Origin of the sequence: Amycolatopsis sp. A1MSW2902 (genome assembly GCF_017312175.1) — a bacterium.
In the GTDB taxonomy this organism is placed as follows: Bacteria; Actinomycetota; Actinomycetes; order Mycobacteriales; family Pseudonocardiaceae; genus Amycolatopsis; species Amycolatopsis nivea.
Genome location: NZ_QJPO01000001.1, coordinates 5,803,169 through 5,826,454, shown reverse-complemented (window position 1 = coordinate 5,826,454; position 23,286 = coordinate 5,803,169). Strand labels below are relative to the sequence as shown.

The following is a 23,286-nucleotide window of genomic DNA, read 5'->3' as shown; positions in this document are numbered from 1 at the left end:
GCTGCGGTCATACTTCATCGGAGGGGAGCACGGCGGGGTCGGGGAATTCGCTGGACGGCATGTGCTGGCTGAGTTCTCCGGGGTGTCCGCGGAGCTGCTCGACGATCCGGCGTTTCTGTGCGAGAGCTTGGAACGGGTGCTGGACAAGGCCGGCGCGACGGTGTGCGAGCTGACGTACAAGCAGTTCGAACCCCACGGGGTGACGGCGATGGCGTTGCTGTCGGAGTCGCACGCTTCGATCCACACGTATCCGGAGCGCGGGTCGGCGTTCGTGGATGTGTTCACGTGCGGGCACAAGGCGGATCCGGAGCAGGCGGTTCAGTTGTTGCGGGACTTGCTCGGCGCGAGCGTTTCGCGGGTCACCACTATCCACAGAGGACAGGAAGACAGTTGAACATCGAGGAACCAGTCGGTGCGGGACTGACCCGGACGTGGCACGTCTCGGACGTGCTGGTCGACACGCGAACTGCCTATCAGCACCTGGTGATCGGCAAGACAGCGCAGGGGATTTCGCTGTTCTGCGACGACGAGCGGCAGAGCACCGAGTTCAGTCAGCTGGTATATCACGAGGCGCTGCTGGTTCCGGCGTTGCTGCTGGCGTCCACTGTGGACCGGGTGTTGGTGGTCGGGTCCAGTGAAGGCGTGGTGTGCCAGATCGCGGCCGAGGCGGGGGCTTCGGTCGATCACGTGGACATCGACGCCGAGGCGGTTCGGCTGTGCGCGGAGCATCTTCCGTACGGGTACACGTCGGCTGAGCTGGCTCGGGCGGAGCGTGGCGAGGGGCCGGTTCGGGTGCATTACGTTGATGGGTGGGAGTACGTCCACACCTGCGCGGAGAAGTACGACGTAGTGCTGGTCGATCTTCCGGATGAGCAGGACGGCACCGATGCTCAGCACAATCGGTTGTACGGCAAGGAATTCCTGGAGCAGTGCCGCTCGTTGCTGACGCCTGGCGGAGTGGTGGCGTATCAGGGCGGGTGCCCGACGTTGTGGCGGAACTCCACCTTGGTGAAATGCTGGCGCCGGTTCGAGGAGGTCTTCCCGACGCCGGTTTACTTCGGGTCACCGGAGCACGAATGGGCGTTTTTCTTCGGGACGGACGTGGAAGCGCCGCTGGAGACCATGGTGGCGCGGTTGGAGACACTGCCGTACCGGCCGGTGTCGGTCGACGCGCTGACGTTGCGCGGGGCGACGGTTCCGCCGATCAGCCTTCGCCGGTGACGGATGTGTGGACGTTCGCGCTGATCACTCCGGACGGAGTGGTCAGTGACGCGTTCGATTCTATTGTGGATCTGGTGCAGCGCAATGGCTTCGTCGTGGTGACGGGTCGGGTGCTTCAGCTGGATCTGCCGACGATGATGCGGGTGTACCGGGCGTCGGAAGCGGTTGATCTGGAGAACGACCCGTTCGCGCAGCTTTACGGTTCGGGAGCGGCGTGTTTGCTCCTGCTGCATCGTGCCGACGGGGACGCTTGCGCGACGTTGACGCGCTGCAAGGGCGCGACCCGGCCGGACGCCGCGGAGCCGGGGACGGTGCGGTACCTCGGGGAGAACGTCATCCTCAATCTCTTGCACTGCCCGGACGATCCAGCCAATGCGCTGCGCGAACTGTCCATTTTGGTCGGTCCGGAGACTGCTGAGCGGTACCGTGCGGAGGCGGTGTCCGGCGTGCTGCGCGGGGCGGCGGCGGTGCGCGCCAGTCTTCCCGCGACCCACGGCTGGGAGGCGATTTCCTACCCCGCGGCGGTGAATCGCATCCGGCGGCGGATCGCGCAGCAGTTCGCGCCTGCCGATGCGGGCCTCCGAGCCGCCCTGGAAGACGAGCATCACCAGATCGCTGAGTGTCGGACCAGTAGCGAACGTCAGCGGGCAGCGGAGCGATCGAATCCGTCGATCCAGCGGCGGCTCACCACTCTCGGCCTCGGAGAACTAGCCGGAGCGCCGCCGGAACAGGCTGTGCTTGCCGAGCGCGGCATCTTCGTTTCGCAGCTCGAGAGGCTGGTCATCGACACCCACGACACGTGATCAATGCCCGGAGAACCACCCCGGCAGATCCAGCCTTGCCGACTCCGGCGAAGCGACCTTCCGCAGATCCTCCTCCATCGACCGCAGCCGCCCGGCTCCCAAGGTCTCAGCCCACTCAGCCCGCAGCCGGTCGAAGATGTGTGCGGACTTGGTCAGGCAGTCGAGACCACGGTCGGTCAGGCGCACCAGCATGCGGCGGCCGTCCTCAGGGTCGCGTTCCCGGTGGACGTATCCGAGCCGTTCCAGGGTGTCGATCGTCTTCCCCGCGGCCTGCTTGGTGACCCCGAGCGTGCGGCCCAGTTCCACGGCGGTGGTCCCGGACGGGCCGATTGCCTGGAAGACGAAACCGTGCATCGGGCGCAGACCGGGGTGGCCCTGCTTCGCCAGCTCGGCGTGCAGGTCGTCGATCAGGCTGCGGAAGGCGAACAGCAGGCGCAGCGGCAGCTCGTATCCGGGCGGATCGCTTGACATAGGTAGACAACCTCGTTGACTATATGGACAACCTGATTGTCTATCTTAACGGGGAGAGCAGCATGACAGTGATCCGGGACAGCCGTCGGACCGAGACGCCCAACGCGGTGATGACGACGTTGGCTTCGCCGACGCAGGGCGGCAGTCAGCAGGCGGTCTGGAGAGTCGAGATGGCGCCCGGCGCGGTCGGACCGGTGCACGCGTTCGATACCGAGCAGGTGTGGACGATCCTCGGCGGATCGGCGGAGATCACCGTGGGCGGTGTCGTCGAGGCGGTGCAGGAGGGGGAGACGGTGGTGCTGCCCGCGGACGCGGAGCGGCAGGTGCGGGCGGATGCGCGGAGCGGCATGGTGGCGATCGCGTGTGCGCCGGGGAGCACGCGGGTGTATCGGACGGGTGTGGTGCCGGCCTGTGCGACTGCGGACGGGGACAAGATTCTTCCGGACTGGGTCGCCTGAGCTGTGGCGGGCGTCACGGAATGTTCGGCGATCTTGGGCGCTACAACGGATATGTCTGCTCCCACTACGCCAGAAGAGTCCGCCGCGGTCGTTCCCGTTCTGGACGACTTCGATTTCCCGCTCGTCGACGGCGCCGCCTGCCGGATCGACGACCCGGACTGCGAAGCCTGCCAGTAACACCGCACGCACGGAGGAATCCGCTGCGTGACAAGTGGTAACAACACGAGTGACCGGTCGGTGACGGCTCGGGAAACACGGTAACTGCCGGCCCTTCCGGCAGTTACCGTCATTCTCGTGCCGTTGACATTGATCAAAGGTCAGTTCCGGGTCGTCGGGGCCTCCCCGGACGGGGATTCGGTCCGGTTCTATCCCGACCGCGCCGACGCGTTTTCCGCCGCCAACCTCAAAGTGCGGACCAATTCCCGCGGCGGGGTGCAGTTGCGCCTCGACGGGATCGACGCGCTCGAAACGCATTACCGCCCGAGGGTCGCCGGGGCCGAGTTGTGGCGCCAGCCCAAGGAACTGGCGGACGCCGCCGGGGCGGAACTGTTGCGGTACCTCGGTTTCACGAAGATCGAGCGCGACGAAGGCGGGCGCGTTTCCACCAGTACGCCGGGGGAGACGAGCGGGCACATCCTGACCCGGTTCGCCGACAAGTACGGCCGCGCGGTCGCGTTCGCGTTTCCCGGGCAGCGCGCGGGGCGTTCCACGGACGGCGGGAGCGTGCACCTCGATCCGAAAGCACTGAAGGCGTCGGCGAACTTCCGCCTTCTCGAAACCGGGCTGGCGTATCCGACGTTCTACTCCAAGCTTTACCCGGACCTCCGGCAGGCGATGTCCGACGCGGCGGTCGCGGCGCGCACTGCGGGCAAAGGCGTGTGGGAGCACGACGTCACCACCAAGGGATTCAAGCTGAGCAGCCGCGCCCAATTGCGCGACGACGTGGTGCTTTTGCCGAAACTGTTCCGCCGTTTGGCCGATTACCTGAGCCTCGACGAAACCGGCGGCGTCTCGCTCGCCGGGTTCGCGGATTACGTCGACACCCGCAACGACCGGCTTTTCACCATCCCGGACGGGCACGCGACGGAACTCCACACGCTCCTGTCCGTCCGGCGGCAGACGTTGAAGCTCACGACTCCGCCGGAGCAGATCGTGTTCGAAGAGGCTTGACCGGCTGTCGCAGCACGGTCTTCAGCTTCTCGGGTGCGGTGCGGCGCGGGTCGCTCAGGTAGACCTCGTGGTGGTCGCCGTTGAAGGTCAGCTCGTGTGCGGGCAGGTATTCGTCGTGGAGCCGGTGCAGCGTGGGCGTTTCGTCGTCGTACGAGCCGTGGTGCAGGATCTGGACGCTCGCGCCTTCGGTCAGCGTGCGTAGCCGAACGTCGGCGAGCGCGGGGTTGTCCTTCTTCTTCGCGACGGCTTCGGCGGCTTCCCGGACCATCTCCTCGGTGACCCAGTCCGGCTGATTGATCATCATCGTCCAGTCCCACTTCGCTTTTTCCCGAGTGAGGAAGACGGTGGGGTCGTCGGCGCGCCACAGCCCTTCGAGCGGTCCGACGACGAAGTCCCGGCCGAGGGTTTTCTTGCTGGCGAACTTCACCGAATACGCGATTCCGTACAGCGCTTCCACGGCGTTCGTGTACTCCGGCGCGGTGTTCGGGTCGCCGTGGCCGTCGACGGCGAGGTACTGCAGCGCGGGGACGTCGACGAGGGTGAAGTCCTTCGACGGCGGCGCATACAGCGCGCGGTGGGCCTTCTTGACGTCGTACTTCTCCATCGCGGTCTCCTTGGCGAGGACGCTCTCGGTCCAGGTGAGGTCGGCCGTGAGCATCGCTTCGCTGTAGTCGAAGATCGCCGCCGCGGCGTCGGGCAGGGGTTCTTGGCGGGCGCGCGTCGCTCGGACTTGGGCGAGTTGTGCGCGTACCGCGGCGAGCCGGGCGGTCAGGCCGGAATGCACTTCCGCGTCCGGCAGGCCCGGGCTGTTGGCCATCGCGATGAGGACGCGCGCGTGGACCGGCGTGAGGGTGGTGAGCGCTTCGCGGGTGGCGTCCGCACAGAGTTCGACGCCGGACGGCGTGGCTTGGAAGGTCGCCCGCGATTTCCCGGAGCGCGGGCCGCCGGTTGCTTCGATCAGACCGCGTTTGGCCAGCTTGTCGAGGACGTAATAGATCGAGGAGAAGCCGAGCGCGGTCCAGGCGCGGATGCCGCGGTCCTCGATCACCCGCTCCAGTTCGTAGCCGTGCCGGGGTTGTTCGACGAGCAGGCCGAGGACGGTCAGTTCGGCGTCGGTGAGGGCGGGCACGCCAGCTATTCTAGTGCTAGAATAGCTGCGCCTCCAAGACCGCGACCTCCGGTGCCGGGTCGAAGCCGTGTCCGAGCAGCCAATGGACCACCCGGAGGCTGCGCAGCGACCACCACGCGCGGAGTACGTCGAGGTCGATGTCCGTGCCGTAACCGGCGACGACGTCGGCGAGATGTTCCTGGTGGGCGAGGGTCAGGGCAGCGAGGTCGAAGAGGGCGTCGCCCTGGGCGGCTTCGGACCAGTCGAGGACGCCGGTGACCTCGTCGCCCTCCACGAAGATGTGGGCGACCTGCAGATCGCCGTGGGTGAACACCGGGGTCCACGGCCGCAGCGCCGCCTTGGCGAGCTGGTGGTTGCGGGTGACCAGGTCGGCGGGGAGGGCGTCGTTCGCGATCAGCCACGCGCATTCGCGGTCGAGCTCCGCGGCGAGTTCGTCGGGGTCCCAGCCGGGCGACGGCGGCAGCGGCGCCTCATGCAGTTTCCGGGCGGCGGCTCCCGCAGCGGCCCAGGCCTCGGGCGACGCGGTCGACGGTGTGCCAGGGCGGCCCAGTTCGCGTCCGGGCAGGGCGGCGAGCGCGAGCACGGGCGGCTTCCGCCACAGGATCTCCGGCGTCGGGACCGGGGCCAGCGCCATCGCCGCGACCTCGGCGTCGGCGCGCGCCTGATCGGTGTCGACCTTCAGGAACACGTCGCCGACGCGCAGGGTCGCGCGTTCGTGGTGGGCGACGATGACTTCGACTTCCTCCATGGCCGCGATTGTCACGAAGACGATCACTCGCGTCGCCCCATTTTCCGGCGCGCCGCGGCGAGTACCCCCAGCACTCGCCCCTCCCGCGGAGGCTGTCCGCCCGGCCCCACCGCCGTCGGCCCGGAGGCCAGGCGACCAGGTCCCCACCTCGGGGGCCGGACGTGGTTCCCACCCTGCCCGGCGCCGTCCCCAAGCTGTCCCCGGTCTGTCCTTTCGATCTTCGCGGTGCCGGTGACCTGCACGGGTATGCTCGTAACCCGGAGCGGAGGAGGGAAGTCGCGGAATGGATTTTCGCGTGCTCGGAGCGCTGGAAATCCAGGACGGGACCGACCGGCTGACGTTGCCCGGCGCGCGCCATCGCCGCGTGCTGGCCTGTTTGCTGCTCTCGCCCAACTCGGTCGTCCCGCTGCCGAAGCTGATCGAGGCGACGTGGGACGGCGAGCCGCCCGCGACCGCCACGAAGCAGATCCAGAACTGTGTGTCCGTGCTCCGCGAGCGGCTCGGCGATCCCAAGCAGAAGCTCATCGTCACCGACGGCTCGGGCTACCGGATCACGGTCGACAATCTGCAAGTCGACTGGCTTCGGTTCACCGACGCCGTTGCCGCCGCCCGGCAGTCGGCGGAGGGCGGAGCGCTGGCGGACGCGGTCGAGAAGATCCGGTCGGCGCTGCGGTTGTGGCGCGGTCCGGTGCTGGACGGACTGGACGCCGCGGCGCTCGCCGGGCGGGCGGCGCGGCTGGAGGAGCAGCGGCTCAACGCGGTGGAGCTGTGCATCGACTGGCAGCTGAAGCTCGGCCAGCACCGCGAGGTCGTGGACGAGCTGGGGGAGATCGTCGAGGAACATCCGCTGCGGGAACGGCCGTATGCGCAGCTGATGCTCGCCTTGGACCGCAGCGGGCGGCAGGCGGACGCGCTCGCGGTGTTCCAGCGGTTGCGGGCGCAGCTCGCGGAGGAACTCGGGGTCGATCCCGGCGCCGAGGTGCGCCGGTTGCACGAGCAGATCCTGCGCGGGGAGACCGAAGAGCCGGTTGCCGTGGAGCAGGTGCGGCCGGAGCAGCCCTCGAGTCAGCTCGATCGGGCGGCCGAGGAACTCGCGGCGGCGATCGTCCGGCAGTGGACCGCGGAGACCGAGATCCGCTCGCTGCACCGTCCGGAGCCGGTGCCGCTGACCTGGACGAGCACCGAGCGTCCGGTCGCCGCGGCCGCGTCGGCGGTGCTCGGCCGGCCTGGCGACCCGGAGCGGCTGACGTTCAGCGGCGATCTCACCGACGTCGTCGCGAAGTTCCGGCAGGTCCCGGCGCGGCAGCTGGTCGTGCTCGGCGAGCCGGGCGCGGGGAAGTCGGTGCTGGCCATCCTGCTCACGCTGGGGCTGCTGGCCGACCCGCCGCCGGGCGAACCGGTGCCGGTGCTGCTGCCGCTGTCGTCGTGGAATCCGCGCGAGGAACACCTGCACGGCTGGCTCGCCCGACGGCTGGTCGAGGAGTATCCGGGCCTGGCCAACACCGGCGCGTACGGCAAGGGCGCGGCGCTGCGGCTGGTGCTCGAAGGCCGGGTCATCCCGGTGCTCGACGGTCTCGACGAGCTGGCTCCCGGGCTGCACACCGCCGCGATCGACGCGCTGGACCAGGCCGTTTCCGGCGGGCGTCCGCTGGTGGTGACCTGCCGCAGCACCGAGTACGAATCCGCGGTGGAGCAGTCCGGGACCTTCCTGTCGCGCGCGGCGGTGGTGGAGATCGAACCGGTCGAGACCGAGGACGCGATCGACTTCCTCACCGCCCGGCAGCGCTTCGGCGAGACCCGCTGGGACCCGGTGGTCCGGCAGTTGCGGCAACATCCGGAAAGCCCGCTGGCGCAGGCACTTCGCACGCCGCTGATGGTCGATCTGGCCAGGACGGCGTACGCGCATCCGTCGACCGATCCCGGCGAACTCTGCGACACGACGCGCTTTCCCGACCGCGCGGCGATCGAGGGACATCTGCTGGACGAGTACCTGCCCGTCGTCTACACCTCGCGACCGGCCCCGCCCGCCCGGCTCGACCGGCCGACCCGTCCGCGCGATTACCCGGCGGAGCAGGCGCAGCGGTGGCTGAGCTTCTTCGCCAGGCAGCTGGAACGCGACCGAAGCCGCGATCTCGCGTGGTGGCAGCTGGATCGTGCGGTGCCGAGGCTGGTGCTGGGGCTGTGCCTCGGACTGCCGCCGGCGTTGCTGTTCGCGCTGACCGGCTGGATCGCCGCGGGTCCGGTGATCGGGGCGATCTACGGGCTGTCGTTCGCGGTGGCAGGTTGTGTAACGCATACAGTCGGCAGCCGACCGGGGCCGTTGCGGGTGGAGGCGCGGTTCCGCGGTACTGCGGGCCGGTTCCTGCGCCGGTTCGCGGTCGGGGTGCTGATCGGGGTGTGCCTCGGGTTGGCGTGGTCGCTGTCGGTCGGGGTGATCGCCCTGCTCGCGATTGTGTTCGGGCTGGCGATCGGAGTGCACGTCTGGCTGGATACGCCGCTGGAGGCGAGCCGCGTGTCGAGTCCGGCGAGCGTCCTGCGCAACGACCGCGCCGCGACGTTGTCGTTCACCTTGTCCTTCATCGTCTCGCTGGGCCTGTTCTACGGGATGGCGTTCGCCTTCACGAAAGAAACGCGGTTCCTCGGCGTCTTCAACGACCATTACGACCTGGCGCTGGCCTTCGCCGGCGGGCTGGCGTCGGCGTTGCTGGGCCGGTTTTTGGTGCGGAGTCCGGGAAGTCTCGCCTACGGCATCGCTGGCGTGATCATCGGCGGCCAGGTCTTTTCGCGGGCTTCGAGCACGGCACAGGCGGTGGCGGCGGGACTGATGTTCGGGTTGGCCGTGGGGCTGAGCGTGTGGATCTCCCGGGCTTGGGGCGCGTACACGTTCAGCCGGCTGTGGCTGGCCTCGCGGAAGCGAATCCCGGTGGATCTGATGGGTTTCCTCGACGACGCGCATCGCCGCGGTGTGCTGCGTCAGGTCGGCGAGGTCTACCAGTTCCGGCACGCGCGGTTGCAGGAACGGCTCGCGGCGGATCCGGGTTAGCGCTGCAATCGCGGGTCTTGCGAAGGGTCCGCGTACATCGGCGGGCAACCCTGGTCGATGGCTTCGGGGCGCAGTTCGTAGTGCCACGGTTCGTTGCGGTAGATCTGGCACAGTCCATACGCGGCACCGTGTTTCGAGAGCCACGACGTCGCTTCGGCGGGACCGAGGTCGATCGCGTTTCCCAGAACGTGCGCGGACCGGTCGGCAGTGGCTACCCAGCGGGCGGCTTCCTGTTCCGAGCCGTACTTCGCGATTGCCTTGTGCCGAAGCTGATTCTGATACGCCGGGGAACGCCAGCCGCTGTTGACGCGGAATTCGACGCCGTCGTTCGCGGCGTCCTTCGCCGCTCGACGCAGCGCATCCAGGAAAACCGGGTCGAGATTGGCCACGGCCGGAATCTCGGCGAACACCGTCGTGCCGGGCGGGACGGCTCCGTCGGCCTCGCTCAATGCGCCACGACGGCGAAGCACCTGGCGGACGGTTCGCCGGAAAACGGCGAGAGCCGGGCGTCGTGCTGATTCGCTGCGGGTCATGGCATTCAGCCAAGGCGAACCGGTGTTGCCAGCACGTACGCGGTTTCGGATATGCCAGCGATACGTGTCTGCTCGTAGCATCGACGGCATGCGTGTGCTGATCGTCGAGGACGAGCCCTACCTGGCTGAGGCCATCCGGGACGGGTTGCGCCTGGAGGCGATCGCGGCCGACCTCGCCGGGGATGGCGACACCGCGCTGGAAATGCTGAGCGTCAACGCGTATGACATGGCTGTGCTCGACCGGGATATCCCCGGGCCTTCGGGCGACGAGATCGCGAAGCGGGTCGTCGCGTCCGGCAGCGGCATGCCGATCCTCATGCTCACCGCCGCCGACCGGCTCGACGACAAGGTCTCCGGCTTCGAACTCGGCGCCGACGACTACCTCACCAAACCGTTCGAGATGCGGGAACTCGTGCTCCGGCTGCGCGCGCTCGATCGCAGGCGCGCGCACAACCGGCCGCCGGTGCGGGAAATCGCGGGACTGAAGCTGGACCCGTTCCGCCGCGAGGTCTACCGCGACGGCCGGTACGTCGCGCTGACCCGGAAGCAGTTCGCCGTCCTGGAGGTGCTCGTCGCGGCCGAGGGCGGGGTGGTCAGCGCGGAGGAACTCCTCGAACGGGCCTGGGACGAGAACGCGGACCCGTTCACCAACGCCGTGCGCATCACGGTTTCGGCGCTGCGCAAACGGCTCGGCGAACCGTGGCTGGTCGCGACCGTCCCCGGGGTCGGCTACCGGATCGACGACGGATCGGACCGCGCGTGATCCGCGAGCCGGGGATGAGCGTCCGGCTCAAACTGACCCTCAGCTACGCCGGATTCCTCATGCTGGCCGGGACGCTGCTGCTCGGCGCGGTGGGCTTCTTCCTGCTGGACTACCAGGACCGGGCGCTGGAGGTCATGCCGGTGGTGATGGCCCCGTCCGGCCGCGATCTGATCAAGGATTTCGCGCCCGACGCGGCCGTCGTGATGCTGCTCCTGCTGCTGTTCGGCCTGCTGGGCGGCTGGATTCTCGCCGGGCGCATGCTCGCCCCGCTGAACCGGATCACCGCCGCGACCCGGCAGGCCTCGACCGGGTCGCTCGCGCACCGGATCGAACTGGAAGGCCGCGACGACGAGTTCCGCGAACTCGCCGACAGCTTCGACGCCATGCTCGCGCGCCTCGACGCGCACGTCGCCGAACAGCGGAGATTCGCCGCCAATGCCTCCCACGAACTGCGCACGCCGCTGGCGATCACGCAGAGCCTCCTCGAAGTCGCCCGCGACGACCCGGAGCGCGATATCGGCGAACTGCACGAGCGTCTTCGCGTCGTGAACGCGCGGGCGATCGAACTCACCGAAGCGTTGCTGCTGCTCAGCCGCGCGGATCAGCGGTCGTTCACCCGGGAGCCCGTCGACCTGTCGCTTCTGGCGGAAGAAGCCGCGGAGACGTTGCTCCCGCTTGCCGAGAAACACGGGGTGACCATTGAGACCTCCGGCGACGTCACTGCCGTGAACGGGTCTCGGGCGCTTTTGCTGCAGCTGACGACGAATCTGCTGCACAACGCCATCGTCCACAACCTGCCGGAAGGCGGGACGGTGCAGCTCCGCACGACTGCGTCCGCGACGTCGAGCACGCTCATCGTGGAAAACACCGGGGAGGAAGTCAGTCCGGAGCGGATCTGGACGTTTACTGAGCCGTTCCAGCGCGGCACCGAGCGGATCCGTCGTGATCACGCTGGGGTCGGGCTGGGGCTGGCGATCGTGAAGAGCATCGCGCAGGCGCATGACGGGACGCTTTCTCTCGCACCGGGGGTTGCGGGCGGGCTTCGGGTGACGGTGCGGCTACCTGGCGGGTCGATGTTGTTGGGCGATCGATAAGACGTGTCGCGCTAGGACGGTGTCGGCGTCGGGTGCTCCGGTCGCGGAGGCGCGGGTGGACATCGCCGCGAGACGTGCTGGGTCGGTGAGGATCGGGACGAGGGCGGATTCGATCCACGCTGGGGTCAGGTTGGCGTCGTTGACGAGCAGTGCGCCGCCTGCCGCGACGACCGGTCCGGCGTTCAGCCGTTGCTCGCCGCCGCGGTCGGGCAGCGGGACGAACGCGGCGGGGAGTCCGACGGCGGCCAGTTCGGCGCAGGTCATCGCGCCGGAACGGCAGATCGCGAAGTCGGCGGCGGCGTAGGCGTACTGCATTTCGTCGACAAACGGCAGGACTACATACGACGGGTCGGCCGCTTCGACGGTGTGCCGCGGGCCGGTGATGTGCAGGACTTGCACCCCGGCTTTCCGTAATGCGGCAGCTGCGCCGGAGGCGGCGGCGTTGATCGTGGTGGCGCCTTGCGAACCGCCGGTGACCAGCAGGACCGGGCCATCGGTGCTGAGGCCGAACTTGCGGCGAGCTGCTTCGCGGGTCGCGGGACGGTCGAGTCCGGTGATCGCTGGACGCAGCGGGATCCCGATCGCGGTGCCGTTTTTCAGCCGGATGTCCGGGGAAGCGGTGTACACGTGGGGCGTCAGCCTGGCGGCCATGCGGTTGGCTGCTCCCGGGCGGATGTTCGCTTCGTGGATGACGATCGGCAGCCGGCGCCGGCGGGCGGCGAGGTAGGCCGGGGCGGCGACGTAGCCGCCGAAGCCCACGACGACGTCGGCTTGGACCTGGTCGAGGGCTGCGCCGGCGGCCCGGATCGAAGCGCGCAGCCGGGACGGCGTGTGCAGCAGCGTCCGGGTTGCCTTGCGCGGCAGCGGGACCGGCGGGATGAGTTCCAGCGGGTATCCGCGCGCGGGGATCAGCGTCGTGTCCAGGCCGCGGACGGTGCCGAGCGCGGTGATTTCCGCAGCGGGGGCCAATCTCCGCAGTGCGTCGGCGAAGTTCATCGCGGGTTCGATGTGTCCGGCCGAATGGCCTCCGGCGACGACCACGCGTGGTGCTTTGATGTCCATCTAGGCAACGAGAAAATCGAAGTACGTGTCCGGATAAGGTTCGTCCTTCAGCGTGTAGTGCCACCACTCGGATTCGTAGGCGGCGAAACCGCAGTCCTCCATGATGGAACGGAGGTGCTGCCGGTTCGCTGCCTCGGTCGCGGTGAGGCCGGGTGCGCCGTGGTGCGAGACCGCGTCCATCAGGTCGAAGCCGCCGCCCATCGCGACGAGCTCGCCGGTGTCCAAGTGGTACAGCGTCAAATCCGTTGTGCTGCCTCGGGTGTGTCCGGATTTGGTTGCCACGTAACCGTTTTCGAACATCTCCGCGCGGGTGAGGTTCGGGTAGTGCTGGCGCTTCTTCCGGCCGTCCTCCGGCTGTTTCGCCCAGCGCAGGAAGCAGTCCACGGCGCGCTGCGGCCGGTAGCCGTCCCAGACCAGCAGGCCGAAGCCCAGCGTCGCGGCTTTGTCCTGCGCGCTTTGCAGTGCGCTGCACAAGGCGTGGGTGCCGACAATCCGGTTCGCCAGGTAGCCGTCGACCGGTTTGCCGGTGAAGTTGTCCCAGGTGGCGTACTTGGCGTCCCAGCGGATCCCGGGCACAGCCTCGTCGAGGAAGGCGAAACCGGGCTTCATCGGGGCGTCCCGGCCAGCGCGAGCGACACCATCCGGTCGAGCATTTCGGCGAACGAAAGTCCGGCCGCTGCCATCATCCGCGGGTACCGGCTGTAGGAAGTCAAGCCGGGGAAGGTGTTGACCTCGTTGAGCATGGCGGTGCCGTCTTCGAGCAGGAACAGGTCGACGCGGGCGAGTCCCTGGCAGCCCAGGGCGCGGTAGATGGTCTGCGCGGTCGCCTGGACGCGGGCGCGCGACTCCGCCGGGATGTCCGCGGGGACGAGGATGGTCGAGTTCTCCGAGCCGGTTTCCGGGTTGTCCTCCTGGTGGGCCTTGAAGAACCCGTGCGACAGCCGGATCTGGTCCGGTTCGCCGACAATCAGGTCCGCGCCGTTGCCCAGTACCGCGCACCCGACCTCGCTGCCCTCGACCGCTTCCTCGATCAGCAGCTTGGAATCGAACCGCGCCGCCTCCGCGATCGCGCCCGGCAGGTCTTCCTCGCGCGAGACCTTGGTGACGCCGAACGACGAACCGGACCGGGCTGGTTTCACGAAGACGGGGTAGGAGAACTTGCTGGCGTCGACATCCTCGTCCGCGGTGCCGGCCCAGAAGTTCGGTGTCGCGATTCCCGCGCTGTCGACGACCAGGTACGCGAGGGATTTGTCCATGCACAGTGCGGAACTCTGCACGTCACAGCCCGCGTAGGGGATTCCCGACAGTTCGAGGAGGCCCTGCATCGCGCCGTCCTCGCCGAGTTTGCCGTGCAGCACCGGCAGCACCACGTCCAGCCGGACCGGTTCGTACTTGCCCTGCTCCTCGACGAGCAGCCCGTGGACGCCCCGATCCGGCGACAACATCGCCGGGCGACCGCTGTCTTCCCACGCCTCGCCGGGTCCGTCGCAGAGCCTCCACGAGCCGTCCTTGGTGATCCCGACCCAGTACGGTTCGTATTTTTCCGGGTCGAGGTTCTTCGCGACCTCTCGCGCGGATTTGACCGATACGGGGTGTTCCTCGGAGATTCCGCCGAAGATCACGCCGACCTTGAGTTTAGGCATGGTTTGTCCAGCTTTCGAAATTCAGGCAGTTGAGGAGGCTGTTTTCCACTGCGTCGCGCAAGGCGTGGTCGGTGTGATAGGCGGTGTGCGGGCTGATCAGGACGTTCGGGAGGTTCTGCAGCCGCGCCAGATTCGTGTTCTCGAGGGGTTTGCGGCGGCAGTCGGCGTAGAACATCCCTTCCTCCCCTTCGAGGACGTCCAATGCCGCGCCGCCGAGCCTGCCGTTTTCCAGTGCGGACAGGAGAGCGTCGGTGTCGATCAGCCCGCCGCGGCCGGTGTTGACGACGATCGCGCCGGGCTTCATCTGCTCGATCCGTTGGCGGTCAAGAAGATGGCGGGTTTCCGGAGTGAGCGGCGTGTGCAGGGTGACGATGTCGCTCTGCCGCAGCAAATCGTCGAGGGGAACGTAATCGGCTGACGTCCGGGGGTACAGGTCGTAGGCCAGCTTCTGCCCGCCGAAGCCCCACAGCCGATCGATGACCGCCGCGCCGATCCGTCCGGTTCCGATGACGCCTACGGTGAGGTCGCGCAGTTCTTTTCCGGGGGTGTGGCTCAATCGGTAATCGTGCGCGTCGGTCCGGCGGATGAGGGACTTCGCGTTGCGGATCGCCATCAGCATCAACATGAGCGTGTAATCAGCGACACTGTCGGGCGAATACGCCACGTTTTCCACTGTGATGCCCATTTTCTCGGCATATTCGACGTCGAGATGATTGCAGCCGATGCTCCGCGTCGAGAGATACTTGACGCCGACCTCGCTGAGCGCACGCAAGGTGCCATTGGTGATGCGGGTTTTGTGACTGACGCTGACACACCGGTTCCCGGCAGCAAGTTCGACGGTGGCTTCGGACAACGCCGCCGCGGTGACAGTCGGTGTCACCCCCAAACGAGACACCGCCTCCTCGACCAGAGCGGCTTCGTCGGGCCCGCAGTCGTAGATCGTGATCCCGGCCGCCGGAACCAGCGACCGAACCCGAAGCCCCGCAGCACGTGCCGGTTCGCGGTAGGTCATGGGTGCCAGTCAAGGCAGGGGGATGTTGCCAGCACGTATGCGGTTTCCGATACACGGACGATATGCGGATCGCGGGTCGCCGGGGGGATGGTGGGGAAAACCGGTGGAGCTCGCAGACCTCAGCGTGGTCGGATAGACGAGTGGGGGAGTGGGAGCAAAAGAACGCCGCGCGCCGGGCAGCGGTCTTGGCCCTGCCGACCGTCCACGCCTGGCATCATGCGCGAATCGTGCCGCCACAGCACGGAGATGTGCGGATCTCGGAGTCGATCGGGCCGCTCGGTGAGCTGCTGGCGGTGTGGTCGGCCCCTGCGGACCGAGCGGTGAAGCTTCCGGAAGTGCGCGCCTCACGTCCGGTGCGGGTGACCGTGCATGTGCCGGAAATGGCGGTTGCCGCGCGGATTCCGGATTTTCGGCTGGCGCATCCGACGGTGCAGCCACTGCCGGACGGTCGCGTGCTCACGGTCGACGCGCGGTGCACCTGGCGGTCTGAAGGGCCGGACCGCAACGCGATCGTCTACGACTCTGACGGTGAAGCCGTGGCCGAGCAGACCTTCGGCGACGGCATCGATCACGTGCAAACCACCCGAAACGGCGAGATCTGGGTCGGCTACTTCGACGAAGGCGTCCTCGGTTCGCACGGCTGGGGTGACGACGGTGCCGCGCCTCCTGTTGGCCGGAGCGGGCTGGTCCGGTTCTCGGCCGAGTTGACGGAGCAATGGCGTTACCCCGATTCCGCGCGGGCGGCGTGGGGGCACATCTTGGATTGCTACGCCCTCAACGTCGACGGCGACACCGCATGGACGTGCTTCTACACCGAATGGCCCGTCGTCCGGATCCACGACGGCGGCGTGACCGGGTGGCGCAACGAGATCCGCAGCGCCACCGCGTTGGCAGTGCGTGGTTCCCGGCTGGCCTTCTACGGCGGTTACGAGGCGTACCGGGATCGGCTGGTTGCCGGAGTGCTCGATGACGACCGGTTCCGGGTCACCGGCGAGTACCGGCTCGTGTTGCCGGATGGGGAGGAAGTACCGCGAGATGCCCGGGTTTTCGGGCGGGGCGCGGACTTGCACGTCGTGACCCGGGACGACTGGTACCGGCTCGGTCTCGAAGACCTGCCTGGATAAGAACCGCGCCGCAAAGTTACGGCCGACGCTGGCCGTTCTGATAGTTGAGCGCGTAGCGGACCGCGTCGGCGCGCGAGTGGAAGCCGGCCTTGGCGAAAAGGTTGTTGATGTGGGTTTTCACGGTCGCCTCGCTGATGACCAAGGCGGCCGCGATTTCCGGATTGCGCAGGCCGTCGCCGATCAGGCCGAGGATTTCGCGTTCGCGTGCGGTCAGCGCCAGATCCGGTTCGGCGGGCGGGGCCGGTTTGGCGGCCAGCGCGAGCAACCGTCGCTGCACCTCGGGCGAGAGCACGGTCTGGCCCTGCGCCGCGGTGCGCACGGCGTGCAGGATCGTGGTGCGGTCCGCTTCTTTGGTCAGGTATCCGCTCGCGCCCGCCTGCAGTGCGGCCAGGATCGACTCGTCGTCGTCGAACGTGGTGAGCACGAGAACGGTGGTGTCCGGCTGGCTTTCGCGGATGCGCCCGGTCGCGCCGACCCCGTCGAGCACCGGCATGTTGAGGTCCATCAGCACGACGTCCGGGCGGTGTTCCTGCGCCGCCTTGACCGCTTCCGCGCCGTCGGTCGCGGTCGCGACGACGTTGACGTCCTCGGCGAGGTCGAGCATGACCGCGAGCGCTTCGCGGACAGTCGCCTGGTCGTCGACGACAACGAGACTGATCGGGCGGTCGGTCATCGAGGCAGCTCCAGTTCCACGGTCCAGCCGTCGCCGGCCGGGCCTGCTTTCAGGGTGCCGCCGAGCAGGGCGGCCCGTTCGCGCATCCCGACGAGCCCGACTCCGGAACCGCCGGCCAGTTCGGCGCGGCGGGGTTCGGTCGCGGGCCCGTTGTGCACGGTCAGCCTGACATGATCGGCGGTGAAGGCGAGCCGGAGGCTGCGAGTCGCGCCCGGCGCGTACTTGGCCGCGTTGGTCATCGCCTCCTGCGCCGCCCGGACCATGGTGTGCGTGGTCTCCGGGCCGACCGCGCCGGCTTCGCCCTCGATCGCGTAATCGGCCGACGCGTGTTCGGCGAGCTGGCTCAACGTCTCAGGCAGCGGCAAGGTGTCTTCGCGGAGCGCGTGCACCGCGCGGCGGGTCTCGCTGATCGAGTCGACGGCGATGGCGCGTGCCTTGCGGACCGCGGCGGCTGCCTCGTCGTCGCGGCCGCTGCCGCGCAGTGCGTCGGCCAGGTCCAATTGCAGCGCGATCCCGGAAAGCGAATGGCCGAGGACGTCGTGAATCTCGCGCGCGATGCGGCCGCGTTCGACGAGCGCTGCCTCGCGGGCTTCGGACTCGCGGGCGCGCTGGGCCGAGTCGGCGGCGAGCTGGGCGTTGCGGACGGCGTCGAGGCGGTCGTGGTGCGAGATGCCGACCGCGACCGGAAGACCCACGGTCAGGGGCACCCACACCGGCCACACCGGGAAGCCCGGCAACAGCTCGCCGACCGTCCAGGTCGAGGCGGCCGCGATGACCGATCCGGCGACCGCGATGGTCACCGCGGCCCGGCGGGACGCGAGCTTGACCCCGGAGGCGGACGCGGCGACGAACGGGAACATCGCCGCGAACGTTCCGTGCGCGAGCGGCAGGAGCAGCGCGCCGAACAGCATGTACGCGCCCATCACGGCGATCTGCCGGTTTTCCGCGACCCGCGCCCAGGGCAGCAGCGAGACGATCCCGGCGACCGAGCACAGTAAGAACAGCGGCAAGGCCAATGGCCGGTACGCGATGGTCGCGTCCGGCCATTGAACCGCGGTGCAGGCGATCGCGGTGAGGACGAGGGCGGGCTGGATCAGCTCGTCCCGGTGCTGCCCGAGAAAAGACAGCGACCGCTGGTCCGGCGTGCTCATGGGACCAGGTTCCTCCTCGTCTGGCCGGCGTCGTGCGCGGACTGAGTGTTCCACTCGGCCGGGCGGCCGGTGAGGTTGCGCTGGATGTTGTCCAGCAGCGGCGAGGTCTGCCCGGGCGCGCCGTCGCTGCCCTGGGTCCACATGACCTGGTGCCCGGCGCGCAGTGCGCGGTAGAGCACGACCAGTCCCTCGGCGAGGATGCCGACGCCGATGGTGAGCAGCATGCTGTTCGAGACGCCGCCCGCGTCCTGCGGGGCGAACGCGTCGAGCGCGACGTTCACGCCGATCTTGACCACGATGTTCGCCACCCACAGTCCGACGGTGACCGGGGTGTAGCGGACGAAGGCGGTGCCGTCGCGCCGGGAAATCCGGACGCTGTACCCGCGCAGGACGCCGAGGACGACGCTGATCGCCGCGGTCCCGATCAGGAAGACCAGCGAGGCCGCGGATTTCACCTCGCCGGACACCGTGCTGAGGCCGACGACGGACAGGATCGCGGGCAGGATGAGCATCTGCTTGGCCTGCGCGGGTTCGCCGATCATCCGCCGCACCATCAGGTAGCCGACCGCCGCCACGATCAGGACGATCTCCACGGGTCCGCTCATGAGTTGTTCCTGCCTTTCGATTTCGTTCCGATGCCGAGAAAACTACGGCGGAACGGCGGCGAAGTCGTGCGGTGCGCGGCGTATCCGCGGGTGGAGAAATCCCTCCACCCGGCCCTGGATTTCTCCACCCGGGATACGCCCTCGGCGGCAAGACGGCCGGCCGCGGCGACCGTAGCGTTTTCCTGGCGAATCCCAGCAGCCAAGCCAAAATCGGGGAGTACGGCATGACCTCGCACGCTCGCACGATGATCACTACTTTGTTCCTGGACGTCGGCCTGTCCGTCGTCGCCTACTACGCGGCCAACCTGCTCGGCGCGAGTGCCTACGTGTCACTGCTGATCGGCACGATCGTCGCGGGAGTGCGGACGATCTGGGTCGCGGTGGCCCAGCGGCGGCTCGACCTCTTCTCGTCGTTCCTCGTGCTGCTTTTCGGCCTGGGGCTCGGGTTGAGCTTCCTCACCGGCGACCCGCGCCTCCTGCTGGCGAAGGAATCGGTGACCACCTTCTGCGCCGGTGTGGCGCTGGTCGGCAGTTGTGTGCTCAACCGGCCGCTCGCGTACTACGCGGCACGACGCTTCGCGCTCTCGGCCGGCGGCGAGCAGCAGCGCGAATTCGAGGCCACCGCGGGCGACGCGAGGTTGCGGCGGCGTTGGTACCAGGTCTCGCTGGTGTGGGGCCTCGGGTTGACCGCCGACTCCGTGCTTCGCATCGTGGGCGTCTACACGCTGCCGTTCGACACGGCGGCTGCTTGTTCGCAGGCGTTGCTGGTCGTCGCGTTCGCCGGGCTGATCGGGTGGACGCTGCTGACCCGCCGACGGGGCGAGCAGGCGGTTCAGCGTCAGTCGTAGGCGCGCATCGCCGCCGCGACGTCGTCCAGGAAGGACAGGACGACCGGGACGTGCTCGGGCTCTAGCCGGTCGGTGATGGCTTCCATCTCGGCGAGCAGCGGGCCCAGCGCTGTCCGGACGTCCTCGCGGGCATGCTCGGTGGCCTCGAGGTGGACGCGCCGCCGGTCGGCCGGGTCGGCGTGGCGGGCCAGGTGCCCGGCGGCGGCGAGCCGGTCGACCAGCACGGTCGCCGACGCCGAGGTGATGCCGAGCCGGTTGCCCAGCTCGCCGGGTCCGAGCGGCTCCGGACTGGAAACGACCTGGTCGAGGGCTTGCACGTCGGTGACCCGCAGCGACAGTTTCCGCGCTAGCGCCGCCTGCATGCCCCGGCCCGCTTGCAGCAGCCGCCGCACTGCCAGGGAGAGGTCCCGCGCCGCTTGCTCGTCCGCCACGTCGGCATAGTAGCTAGAACTTCTAGCGACGAGGTACAGTGCCGGGTATGGCTAGAAAATCTAGCGAAATAGCCCACGTCAATGCCGAGATGGTGCGGAAGCTGCTCGACGGCCTCGAACCGGGGGCGGAATGACCGGCGTGGTCGTCGCAGGCGGCGGACCCGGCGGCATGATGCTCGCCTACCTGCTCGGCCGCGCCGGAATCCCGGTCACGCTGCTGGAAGCGCACCAGGACTTCGACCGCGACTTCCGCGGCGATTCGCTGCACCCCTACACCCTCGAACTGCTCGACCGCCTCGGCTTGGCCGACCGGCTGCTCGCCCTTCCGCATCACAAAGCGCGCTTCTTCCGCTTCCACACCCCGGCCGGGTCGATCACCACCGCCGACTACGGCAAGCTCTCCTCGCCGTACAACTACGTCGCCCTGATGCCGCAGGCGCACTTCCTCGATTTCCTCGCCGCCGAAACCGCCGCGCTCCCGGGCACGAGTGTGCGGACCGGTGCCAAAGTTGTCGATCTGAACCGCGATGGCGACGGCCGGATCACCGGCGTCCGCTACCGCGACGACACCGGTACCCACGACCAGCCCGCCGCGCTCGTGGTCGGCGCGGACGGCCGCTTTTCCCGGATCCGCCGCCTGGCAGACGCTCCGGCGCACTCCCTCGGCGCCACCAGTGACCTGCTGTGGTTCCGACTCCCGCACCGTCCCGCGGACCCGCCGGACGCCGACGTCGACCTCTTCTTCGGACGGCATCACTACGTCGGCCTGCTCGCCGGGACCAGCGGCTGGCAGGTGGGATACAGCCTGCCCAAGGGCGGCTACGCCGAGGCTCGCGAACAGGGCGTCGGCCCGATCCGGGCGTTCCTCGCCGAGCACGTGCCGTGGCTGGCCGACCGTGCCGAGCTGCTGACCGATTTCGGCCAGACGACCCTGTTGTCGGTCGACATCTCCCGGGTGGAGCGCTGGTGGCGGCCGGGTCTGCTGCTCATCGGCGACGCCGCGCACGTCATCTCGCCGGTCGGCGGCAACGGAATCCTCATGGCGATCCAGGACGCCGTCGCCGCGGCCAACCACCTCGTCCGGGATACGTCCGACGCTGCCCTCGCGCGGATTCAGGCCGAACGCGAACCCGCGATCCGGCAGGTGCAGGCGCAGCAGGTCCGGCTGGAACAACGCGCCGCTCGCGCGAGGGAGCGTGGTCGTCCCGCCGCCCCGCCGTATCGGCTGCTGCGTTTGCTCACCGGCATCCCGGGCGCCCGCGCTCGCGCCGCCCGCGCCAATGCCTACGGACCTACTCCGCCGGTGCTGGAATCCTGAGGCGGGAAAAGCCGCGGCAGGAAGCTGATCATCAGGGCGGACCAGGTCACGTGCGTCAACAAGGGTGCCTGAACGCCGCCGCCCCAACGGCGTTGCAGCGTGAAGAGCGTCCCCATGGCCGCTGACGCCAGCACCAAAGCCGGATTCCGTGTCGCGGTGGTTGACAGCACGTACATCGCGGTCGATGTTCGCGCGCCGAACGCGTCGTAAAGCGTGCCGCGGAAGAAAATCTCCTCAGCGGCACCGGTTACGAGCGTCGTCGTCACCACGGTCGGCGTCGAACCGTGATGGGCGTGGCCGAGCACGCCGGTGATTGCCCGGCGCAGCAACGGAATTCGGCGAGCGACCAGTGCGCAGCCGTAAAACCCGCCGAACGCGCCCGCGCCCGCCAACACCGGCTGTACGACGGCGGTACGACCTCGTGGCACCGGGCCAGCCGCGCGCGCTCCGGCGAACCAGGTCGCCGCGACCGACGCGGTCAGCGCGTGAAACCGGCGCGACCCCGGCTTGCTCGCCAAGGACGCGCCAAGCAGCCCCGAGCCCGCCACGGTCACCGCTGTCAGGAGCTTCTTCACTTGGCCCGCCGACGCCGCGCTCGTTCGCCCAGTGCTTGCAGCACGGCATCGTTGTAGCCCATCGGCTCGAATTCGACGATGCGGCGGATGGCGTCGTCGCGGACGACGACCTCGTTGCCCATCGAGTCGATCAGCGCGCGCCCGGTCGTGGCGTCGATGTCGGTGACCAGCGAAAGCCAGTAGGACGACAGCCGGGGCGTGAGCAGCGGGACCGGCACGATCGCCAGCATCCGGCCCTCGATCACCGCGACGCGCTGCAGCATGTCCCGGTAGGTCAGCACTTCCGGGCCGCCGATGTCGAACGTCCGGCCCTCGGTCTCGGGATGCTCCAGCATGCCGGCCAGGTAGCGGACGACGTCGGCGAGCGCGATAGGCTGGGTGCGCGTCCCGACCCAGCGCGGGGTGATCATCGCGGGCAGGCGTTCGACGAGCTGGCGGGTCAGCTCCCACGACGTGCCGCCGTGCCCGATGACGATCCCCGCGCGCAGCACGGTCACCGGCACTCCGGTCTCCGCCAGCAGTTGTTCGACCTCGCGTCGGCTGGCCAGGTGCGCCGACAGCGAGTCCGCGTCGTCGCCGAGACCGCCGAGGTAGACGATCCGGCGCACTCCCGCCTCCGCGGCGGCACGAGCGAACGAGCGGGCCGCGTTGGCGTCGCGCTGCTGGAAATCGGTGCTGTCCAGGGAATGCACCAGGTAGTAGGCGGCTTCGACGTTCTTGAGCGCGTCCCGCAAGGAACCGATGTCGGCGACGTCGCCGTGGACCGGCTGACCGGCGCCGCGGTAGCTGTCCGGGCGGCGGGTCATGGCGAGCACGTCGTGCCCGGCGTCGATCAGCGCCGGGCACAACCGTCTGCCGACGAACCCCGAGGCTCCGGCGACCAGTACCCGCATGCTTGCGACGGTAGCCGGACGAGCGGGATTTCGCTGATCACCGCTGCCGGTCCGTCATGAGCTTGCCCATCAGCCGCGAGAGCGCCTCGTCCAGGTGGCCGCCGAGCCGCGAGCCGAGCACGGCGGTCAGTTCGGCGTCGACGGCCGCCGCGAGCGAACCCATCTCGGCCAGCAGGGTTTTCCCTTCCGCGGTGACTGTGAGGATGTGCTTGCGCCGGTTGTCCGGGTCCCGGCGCCGCTCGATGAGGGCGCGCTGCTCCAGCTGGTCGGCCAGCCGGACGACCAGGCTGGGACTCACCCGCATGAGCCGGGCGATGTCGTCCTGGGTACGGGCGAAACCCTGGTCGACCATGGCGAGCGTCCCGAGATGTTTGGGCGTGAGCCCGGTTTTTCGCAGGTGCCCGCCAAAATCGTTCGCCAGGTCGGTGCCGAGCACCATGAGCCGGAAGGCCGCGGTCTCGGGCAAGGAGCTGTCGGTCGCCACGCGGGTACTCTATCATCTGTGCATAGTTCAATCT

27 protein-coding genes are annotated in these 23,286 nt (G+C 68.7%); 12 read left to right on the top strand and 15 right to left on the bottom strand.

Annotated features, from left to right (window positions below):
- The first annotated feature begins 16 nt into the window (after window positions 1-16).
- The 3 genes from speD to DMP23_RS26655 are packed head-to-tail and all read left to right on the top strand — an operon-like array spanning window position 17 to window position 2,024.
- Window positions 17-394: an adenosylmethionine decarboxylase gene (speD, locus tag DMP23_RS26665; protein WP_337824453.1), complete on the top strand. Its 378-nt coding sequence runs from the start codon at window positions 17-19 to the stop codon at window positions 392-394.
- A complete protein-coding gene (locus DMP23_RS26660; protein WP_337822882.1) occupies window positions 391-1,221 on the top strand; it encodes a spermidine synthase in 831 nt (276 codons plus the stop codon). Before speD ends, DMP23_RS26660 begins: the two co-directional genes overlap by 4 nt.
- Window positions 1,218-2,024 carry a nucleoside-diphosphate kinase gene (locus tag DMP23_RS26655; RefSeq protein ID WP_337822881.1) on the top strand — a complete coding sequence of 269 codons (807 nt, stop codon included), beginning with the start codon at window positions 1,218-1,220 and terminating at the stop codon, window positions 2,022-2,024. Before DMP23_RS26660 ends, DMP23_RS26655 begins: the two co-directional genes overlap by 4 nt.
- On the opposite strand, the gene DMP23_RS26650 is transcribed toward DMP23_RS26655, so the two are convergent.
- On the bottom strand, window positions 2,025-2,495 hold the full coding sequence (locus DMP23_RS26650) for a MarR family winged helix-turn-helix transcriptional regulator (protein ID WP_337822880.1): 471 nt from the start codon (window positions 2,493-2,495) through the stop codon (window positions 2,025-2,027).
- 62 nt (window positions 2,496-2,557) lie between these two features.
- Between DMP23_RS26650 and DMP23_RS26645 the strand changes: the two genes are divergently transcribed.
- From DMP23_RS26645 to DMP23_RS26635, 3 genes are all read left to right on the top strand, one after another.
- Window positions 2,558-2,953: a cupin domain-containing protein gene (locus DMP23_RS26645; RefSeq protein ID WP_337822879.1), complete on the top strand. Its 396-nt coding sequence runs from the start codon at window positions 2,558-2,560 to the stop codon at window positions 2,951-2,953.
- A 51-nt stretch (window positions 2,954-3,004) separates the two neighbouring features.
- Window positions 3,005-3,130, top strand: a complete 126-nt coding sequence (locus DMP23_RS26640; protein ID WP_255409804.1) for a hypothetical protein — start codon at window positions 3,005-3,007, stop codon at window positions 3,128-3,130.
- 117 nt (window positions 3,131-3,247) lie between these two features.
- Window positions 3,248-4,123 carry a nuclease gene (locus DMP23_RS26635; RefSeq protein WP_337822878.1) on the top strand — a complete coding sequence of 292 codons (876 nt, stop codon included), beginning with the start codon at window positions 3,248-3,250 and terminating at the stop codon, window positions 4,121-4,123.
- On the opposite strand, the gene DMP23_RS26630 is transcribed toward DMP23_RS26635, so the two are convergent.
- Both DMP23_RS26630 and DMP23_RS26625 read right to left on the bottom strand, forming a co-directional pair.
- The gene (locus tag DMP23_RS26630; RefSeq protein WP_337822877.1) at window positions 4,083-5,252 is read right to left on the bottom strand and encodes a GyrI-like domain-containing protein; all 1,170 of its coding nucleotides are present in this window, start codon (window positions 5,250-5,252) and stop codon (window positions 4,083-4,085) included. The genes DMP23_RS26635 and DMP23_RS26630 overlap by 41 nt on opposite strands.
- Window positions 5,253-5,268: 16 nt before the next feature.
- Window positions 5,269-6,000 carry a phosphotransferase family protein gene (locus tag DMP23_RS26625; RefSeq protein WP_275292148.1) on the bottom strand — a complete coding sequence of 244 codons (732 nt, stop codon included), beginning with the start codon at window positions 5,998-6,000 and terminating at the stop codon, window positions 5,269-5,271.
- A gap of 283 nt (window positions 6,001-6,283) precedes the next feature.
- Here DMP23_RS26625 and DMP23_RS26620 point away from each other — a divergent pair, with 283 nt between their 5' ends.
- Window positions 6,284-9,043, top strand: a complete 2,760-nt coding sequence (locus DMP23_RS26620; RefSeq protein ID WP_337822876.1) for a BTAD domain-containing putative transcriptional regulator — start codon at window positions 6,284-6,286, stop codon at window positions 9,041-9,043.
- Here the strand turns inward: DMP23_RS26620 and DMP23_RS26615 are convergent.
- Window positions 9,040-9,576, bottom strand: coding sequence for a M15 family metallopeptidase (locus DMP23_RS26615; RefSeq protein ID WP_205669934.1), 537 nt, complete (start codon window positions 9,574-9,576; stop codon window positions 9,040-9,042). The genes DMP23_RS26620 and DMP23_RS26615 overlap by 4 nt on opposite strands.
- Before the next feature lie 88 nt (window positions 9,577-9,664).
- Here DMP23_RS26615 and DMP23_RS26610 point away from each other — a divergent pair, with 88 nt between their 5' ends.
- Both DMP23_RS26610 and DMP23_RS26605 read left to right on the top strand, forming a co-directional pair.
- Window positions 9,665-10,339 carry a response regulator transcription factor gene (locus DMP23_RS26610; protein ID WP_037812063.1) on the top strand — a complete coding sequence of 225 codons (675 nt, stop codon included), beginning with the start codon at window positions 9,665-9,667 and terminating at the stop codon, window positions 10,337-10,339.
- 14 nt (window positions 10,340-10,353) lie between these two features.
- Window positions 10,354-11,433, top strand: a complete 1,080-nt coding sequence (locus DMP23_RS26605) for a sensor histidine kinase (protein ID WP_443111357.1) — start codon at window positions 10,354-10,356, stop codon at window positions 11,431-11,433.
- On the opposite strand, the gene DMP23_RS26600 is transcribed toward DMP23_RS26605, so the two are convergent.
- Genes DMP23_RS26600 through DMP23_RS26585 form a run of 4 tightly spaced genes read right to left on the bottom strand, consistent with a single transcriptional unit; the run spans window position 11,398 to window position 15,150 of the window.
- Window positions 11,398-12,495, bottom strand: a complete 1,098-nt coding sequence (locus DMP23_RS26600; RefSeq protein ID WP_337822874.1) for a UDP-N-acetylglucosamine--N-acetylmuramyl-(pentapeptide) pyrophosphoryl-undecaprenol N-acetylglucosamine transferase — start codon at window positions 12,493-12,495, stop codon at window positions 11,398-11,400. The two genes, DMP23_RS26605 and DMP23_RS26600, sit on opposite strands and share 36 nt — an antisense overlap.
- Entirely contained in the window at window positions 12,496-13,104 is a 609-nt protein-coding gene (vanX, locus tag DMP23_RS26595; protein WP_337822873.1) for a D-Ala-D-Ala dipeptidase VanX, read from the bottom strand.
- Window positions 13,101-14,138, bottom strand: coding sequence for a D-alanine--(R)-lactate ligase (gene vanA / locus DMP23_RS26590; RefSeq protein ID WP_337822872.1), 1,038 nt, complete (start codon window positions 14,136-14,138; stop codon window positions 13,101-13,103). The genes vanX and vanA overlap by 4 nt, the downstream gene beginning before the upstream one ends.
- The gene (locus DMP23_RS26585; RefSeq protein ID WP_443111289.1) at window positions 14,131-15,150 is read right to left on the bottom strand and encodes a D-isomer specific 2-hydroxyacid dehydrogenase family protein; all 1,020 of its coding nucleotides are present in this window, start codon (window positions 15,148-15,150) and stop codon (window positions 14,131-14,133) included. Before DMP23_RS26585 ends, vanA begins: the two co-directional genes overlap by 8 nt.
- Window positions 15,151-15,398: 248 nt before the next feature.
- Between DMP23_RS26585 and DMP23_RS26580 the strand changes: the two genes are divergently transcribed.
- Window positions 15,399-16,274 (top strand): hypothetical protein, encoded by an 876-nt coding sequence (locus tag DMP23_RS26580; protein WP_337822871.1) that lies wholly within the window; start codon window positions 15,399-15,401, stop codon window positions 16,272-16,274.
- Between the two features lie 16 nt (window positions 16,275-16,290).
- Here the strand turns inward: DMP23_RS26580 and DMP23_RS26575 are convergent, their stop codons facing one another.
- The 3 genes from DMP23_RS26575 to DMP23_RS26565 are packed head-to-tail and all read right to left on the bottom strand — an operon-like array spanning window position 16,291 to window position 18,703.
- A complete protein-coding gene (locus DMP23_RS26575) occupies window positions 16,291-16,947 on the bottom strand; it encodes a response regulator transcription factor (RefSeq protein WP_337822870.1) in 657 nt (218 codons plus the stop codon).
- Complete coding sequence (locus DMP23_RS26570; protein ID WP_337822869.1) at window positions 16,944-18,098, bottom strand: sensor histidine kinase; 1,155 nt, start codon at window positions 18,096-18,098, stop codon at window positions 16,944-16,946. Before DMP23_RS26570 ends, DMP23_RS26575 begins: the two co-directional genes overlap by 4 nt.
- Window positions 18,095-18,703 carry a DUF1453 domain-containing protein gene (locus DMP23_RS26565; protein ID WP_337822868.1) on the bottom strand — a complete coding sequence of 203 codons (609 nt, stop codon included), beginning with the start codon at window positions 18,701-18,703 and terminating at the stop codon, window positions 18,095-18,097. The genes DMP23_RS26570 and DMP23_RS26565 overlap by 4 nt, the downstream gene beginning before the upstream one ends.
- A gap of 224 nt (window positions 18,704-18,927) precedes the next feature.
- On the opposite strand from DMP23_RS26565, the gene DMP23_RS26560 reads away from it, so the two are divergent.
- Window positions 18,928-19,551, top strand: a complete 624-nt coding sequence (locus DMP23_RS26560) for a VC0807 family protein (RefSeq protein WP_337822867.1) — start codon at window positions 18,928-18,930, stop codon at window positions 19,549-19,551.
- On the opposite strand, the gene DMP23_RS26555 is transcribed toward DMP23_RS26560, so the two are convergent.
- Window positions 19,542-19,982: a MarR family winged helix-turn-helix transcriptional regulator gene (locus DMP23_RS26555; RefSeq protein ID WP_337822866.1), complete on the bottom strand. Its 441-nt coding sequence runs from the start codon at window positions 19,980-19,982 to the stop codon at window positions 19,542-19,544. The genes DMP23_RS26560 and DMP23_RS26555 overlap by 10 nt on opposite strands.
- 130 nt (window positions 19,983-20,112) lie before the next feature.
- Between DMP23_RS26555 and DMP23_RS26550 the strand changes: the two genes are divergently transcribed.
- On the top strand, window positions 20,113-21,300 hold the full coding sequence (locus DMP23_RS26550) for an FAD-dependent oxidoreductase (protein ID WP_337822865.1): 1,188 nt from the start codon (window positions 20,113-20,115) through the stop codon (window positions 21,298-21,300).
- Here DMP23_RS26550 and DMP23_RS26545 read toward each other — a convergent pair.
- The 3 genes from DMP23_RS26545 to DMP23_RS26535 are packed head-to-tail and all read right to left on the bottom strand — an operon-like array spanning window position 21,267 to window position 23,252.
- Window positions 21,267-21,875 carry a CPBP family intramembrane glutamic endopeptidase gene (locus tag DMP23_RS26545; RefSeq protein ID WP_337822864.1) on the bottom strand — a complete coding sequence of 203 codons (609 nt, stop codon included), beginning with the start codon at window positions 21,873-21,875 and terminating at the stop codon, window positions 21,267-21,269. The genes DMP23_RS26550 and DMP23_RS26545 overlap by 34 nt on opposite strands.
- Window positions 21,872-22,768, bottom strand: a complete 897-nt coding sequence (locus DMP23_RS26540) for an NAD(P)H-binding protein (RefSeq protein WP_337822863.1) — start codon at window positions 22,766-22,768, stop codon at window positions 21,872-21,874. Before DMP23_RS26540 ends, DMP23_RS26545 begins: the two co-directional genes overlap by 4 nt.
- A gap of 37 nt (window positions 22,769-22,805) precedes the next feature.
- On the bottom strand, window positions 22,806-23,252 hold the full coding sequence (locus tag DMP23_RS26535; RefSeq protein WP_337822862.1) for a MarR family winged helix-turn-helix transcriptional regulator: 447 nt from the start codon (window positions 23,250-23,252) through the stop codon (window positions 22,806-22,808).
- Window positions 23,253-23,286 lie beyond the last annotated feature (34 nt).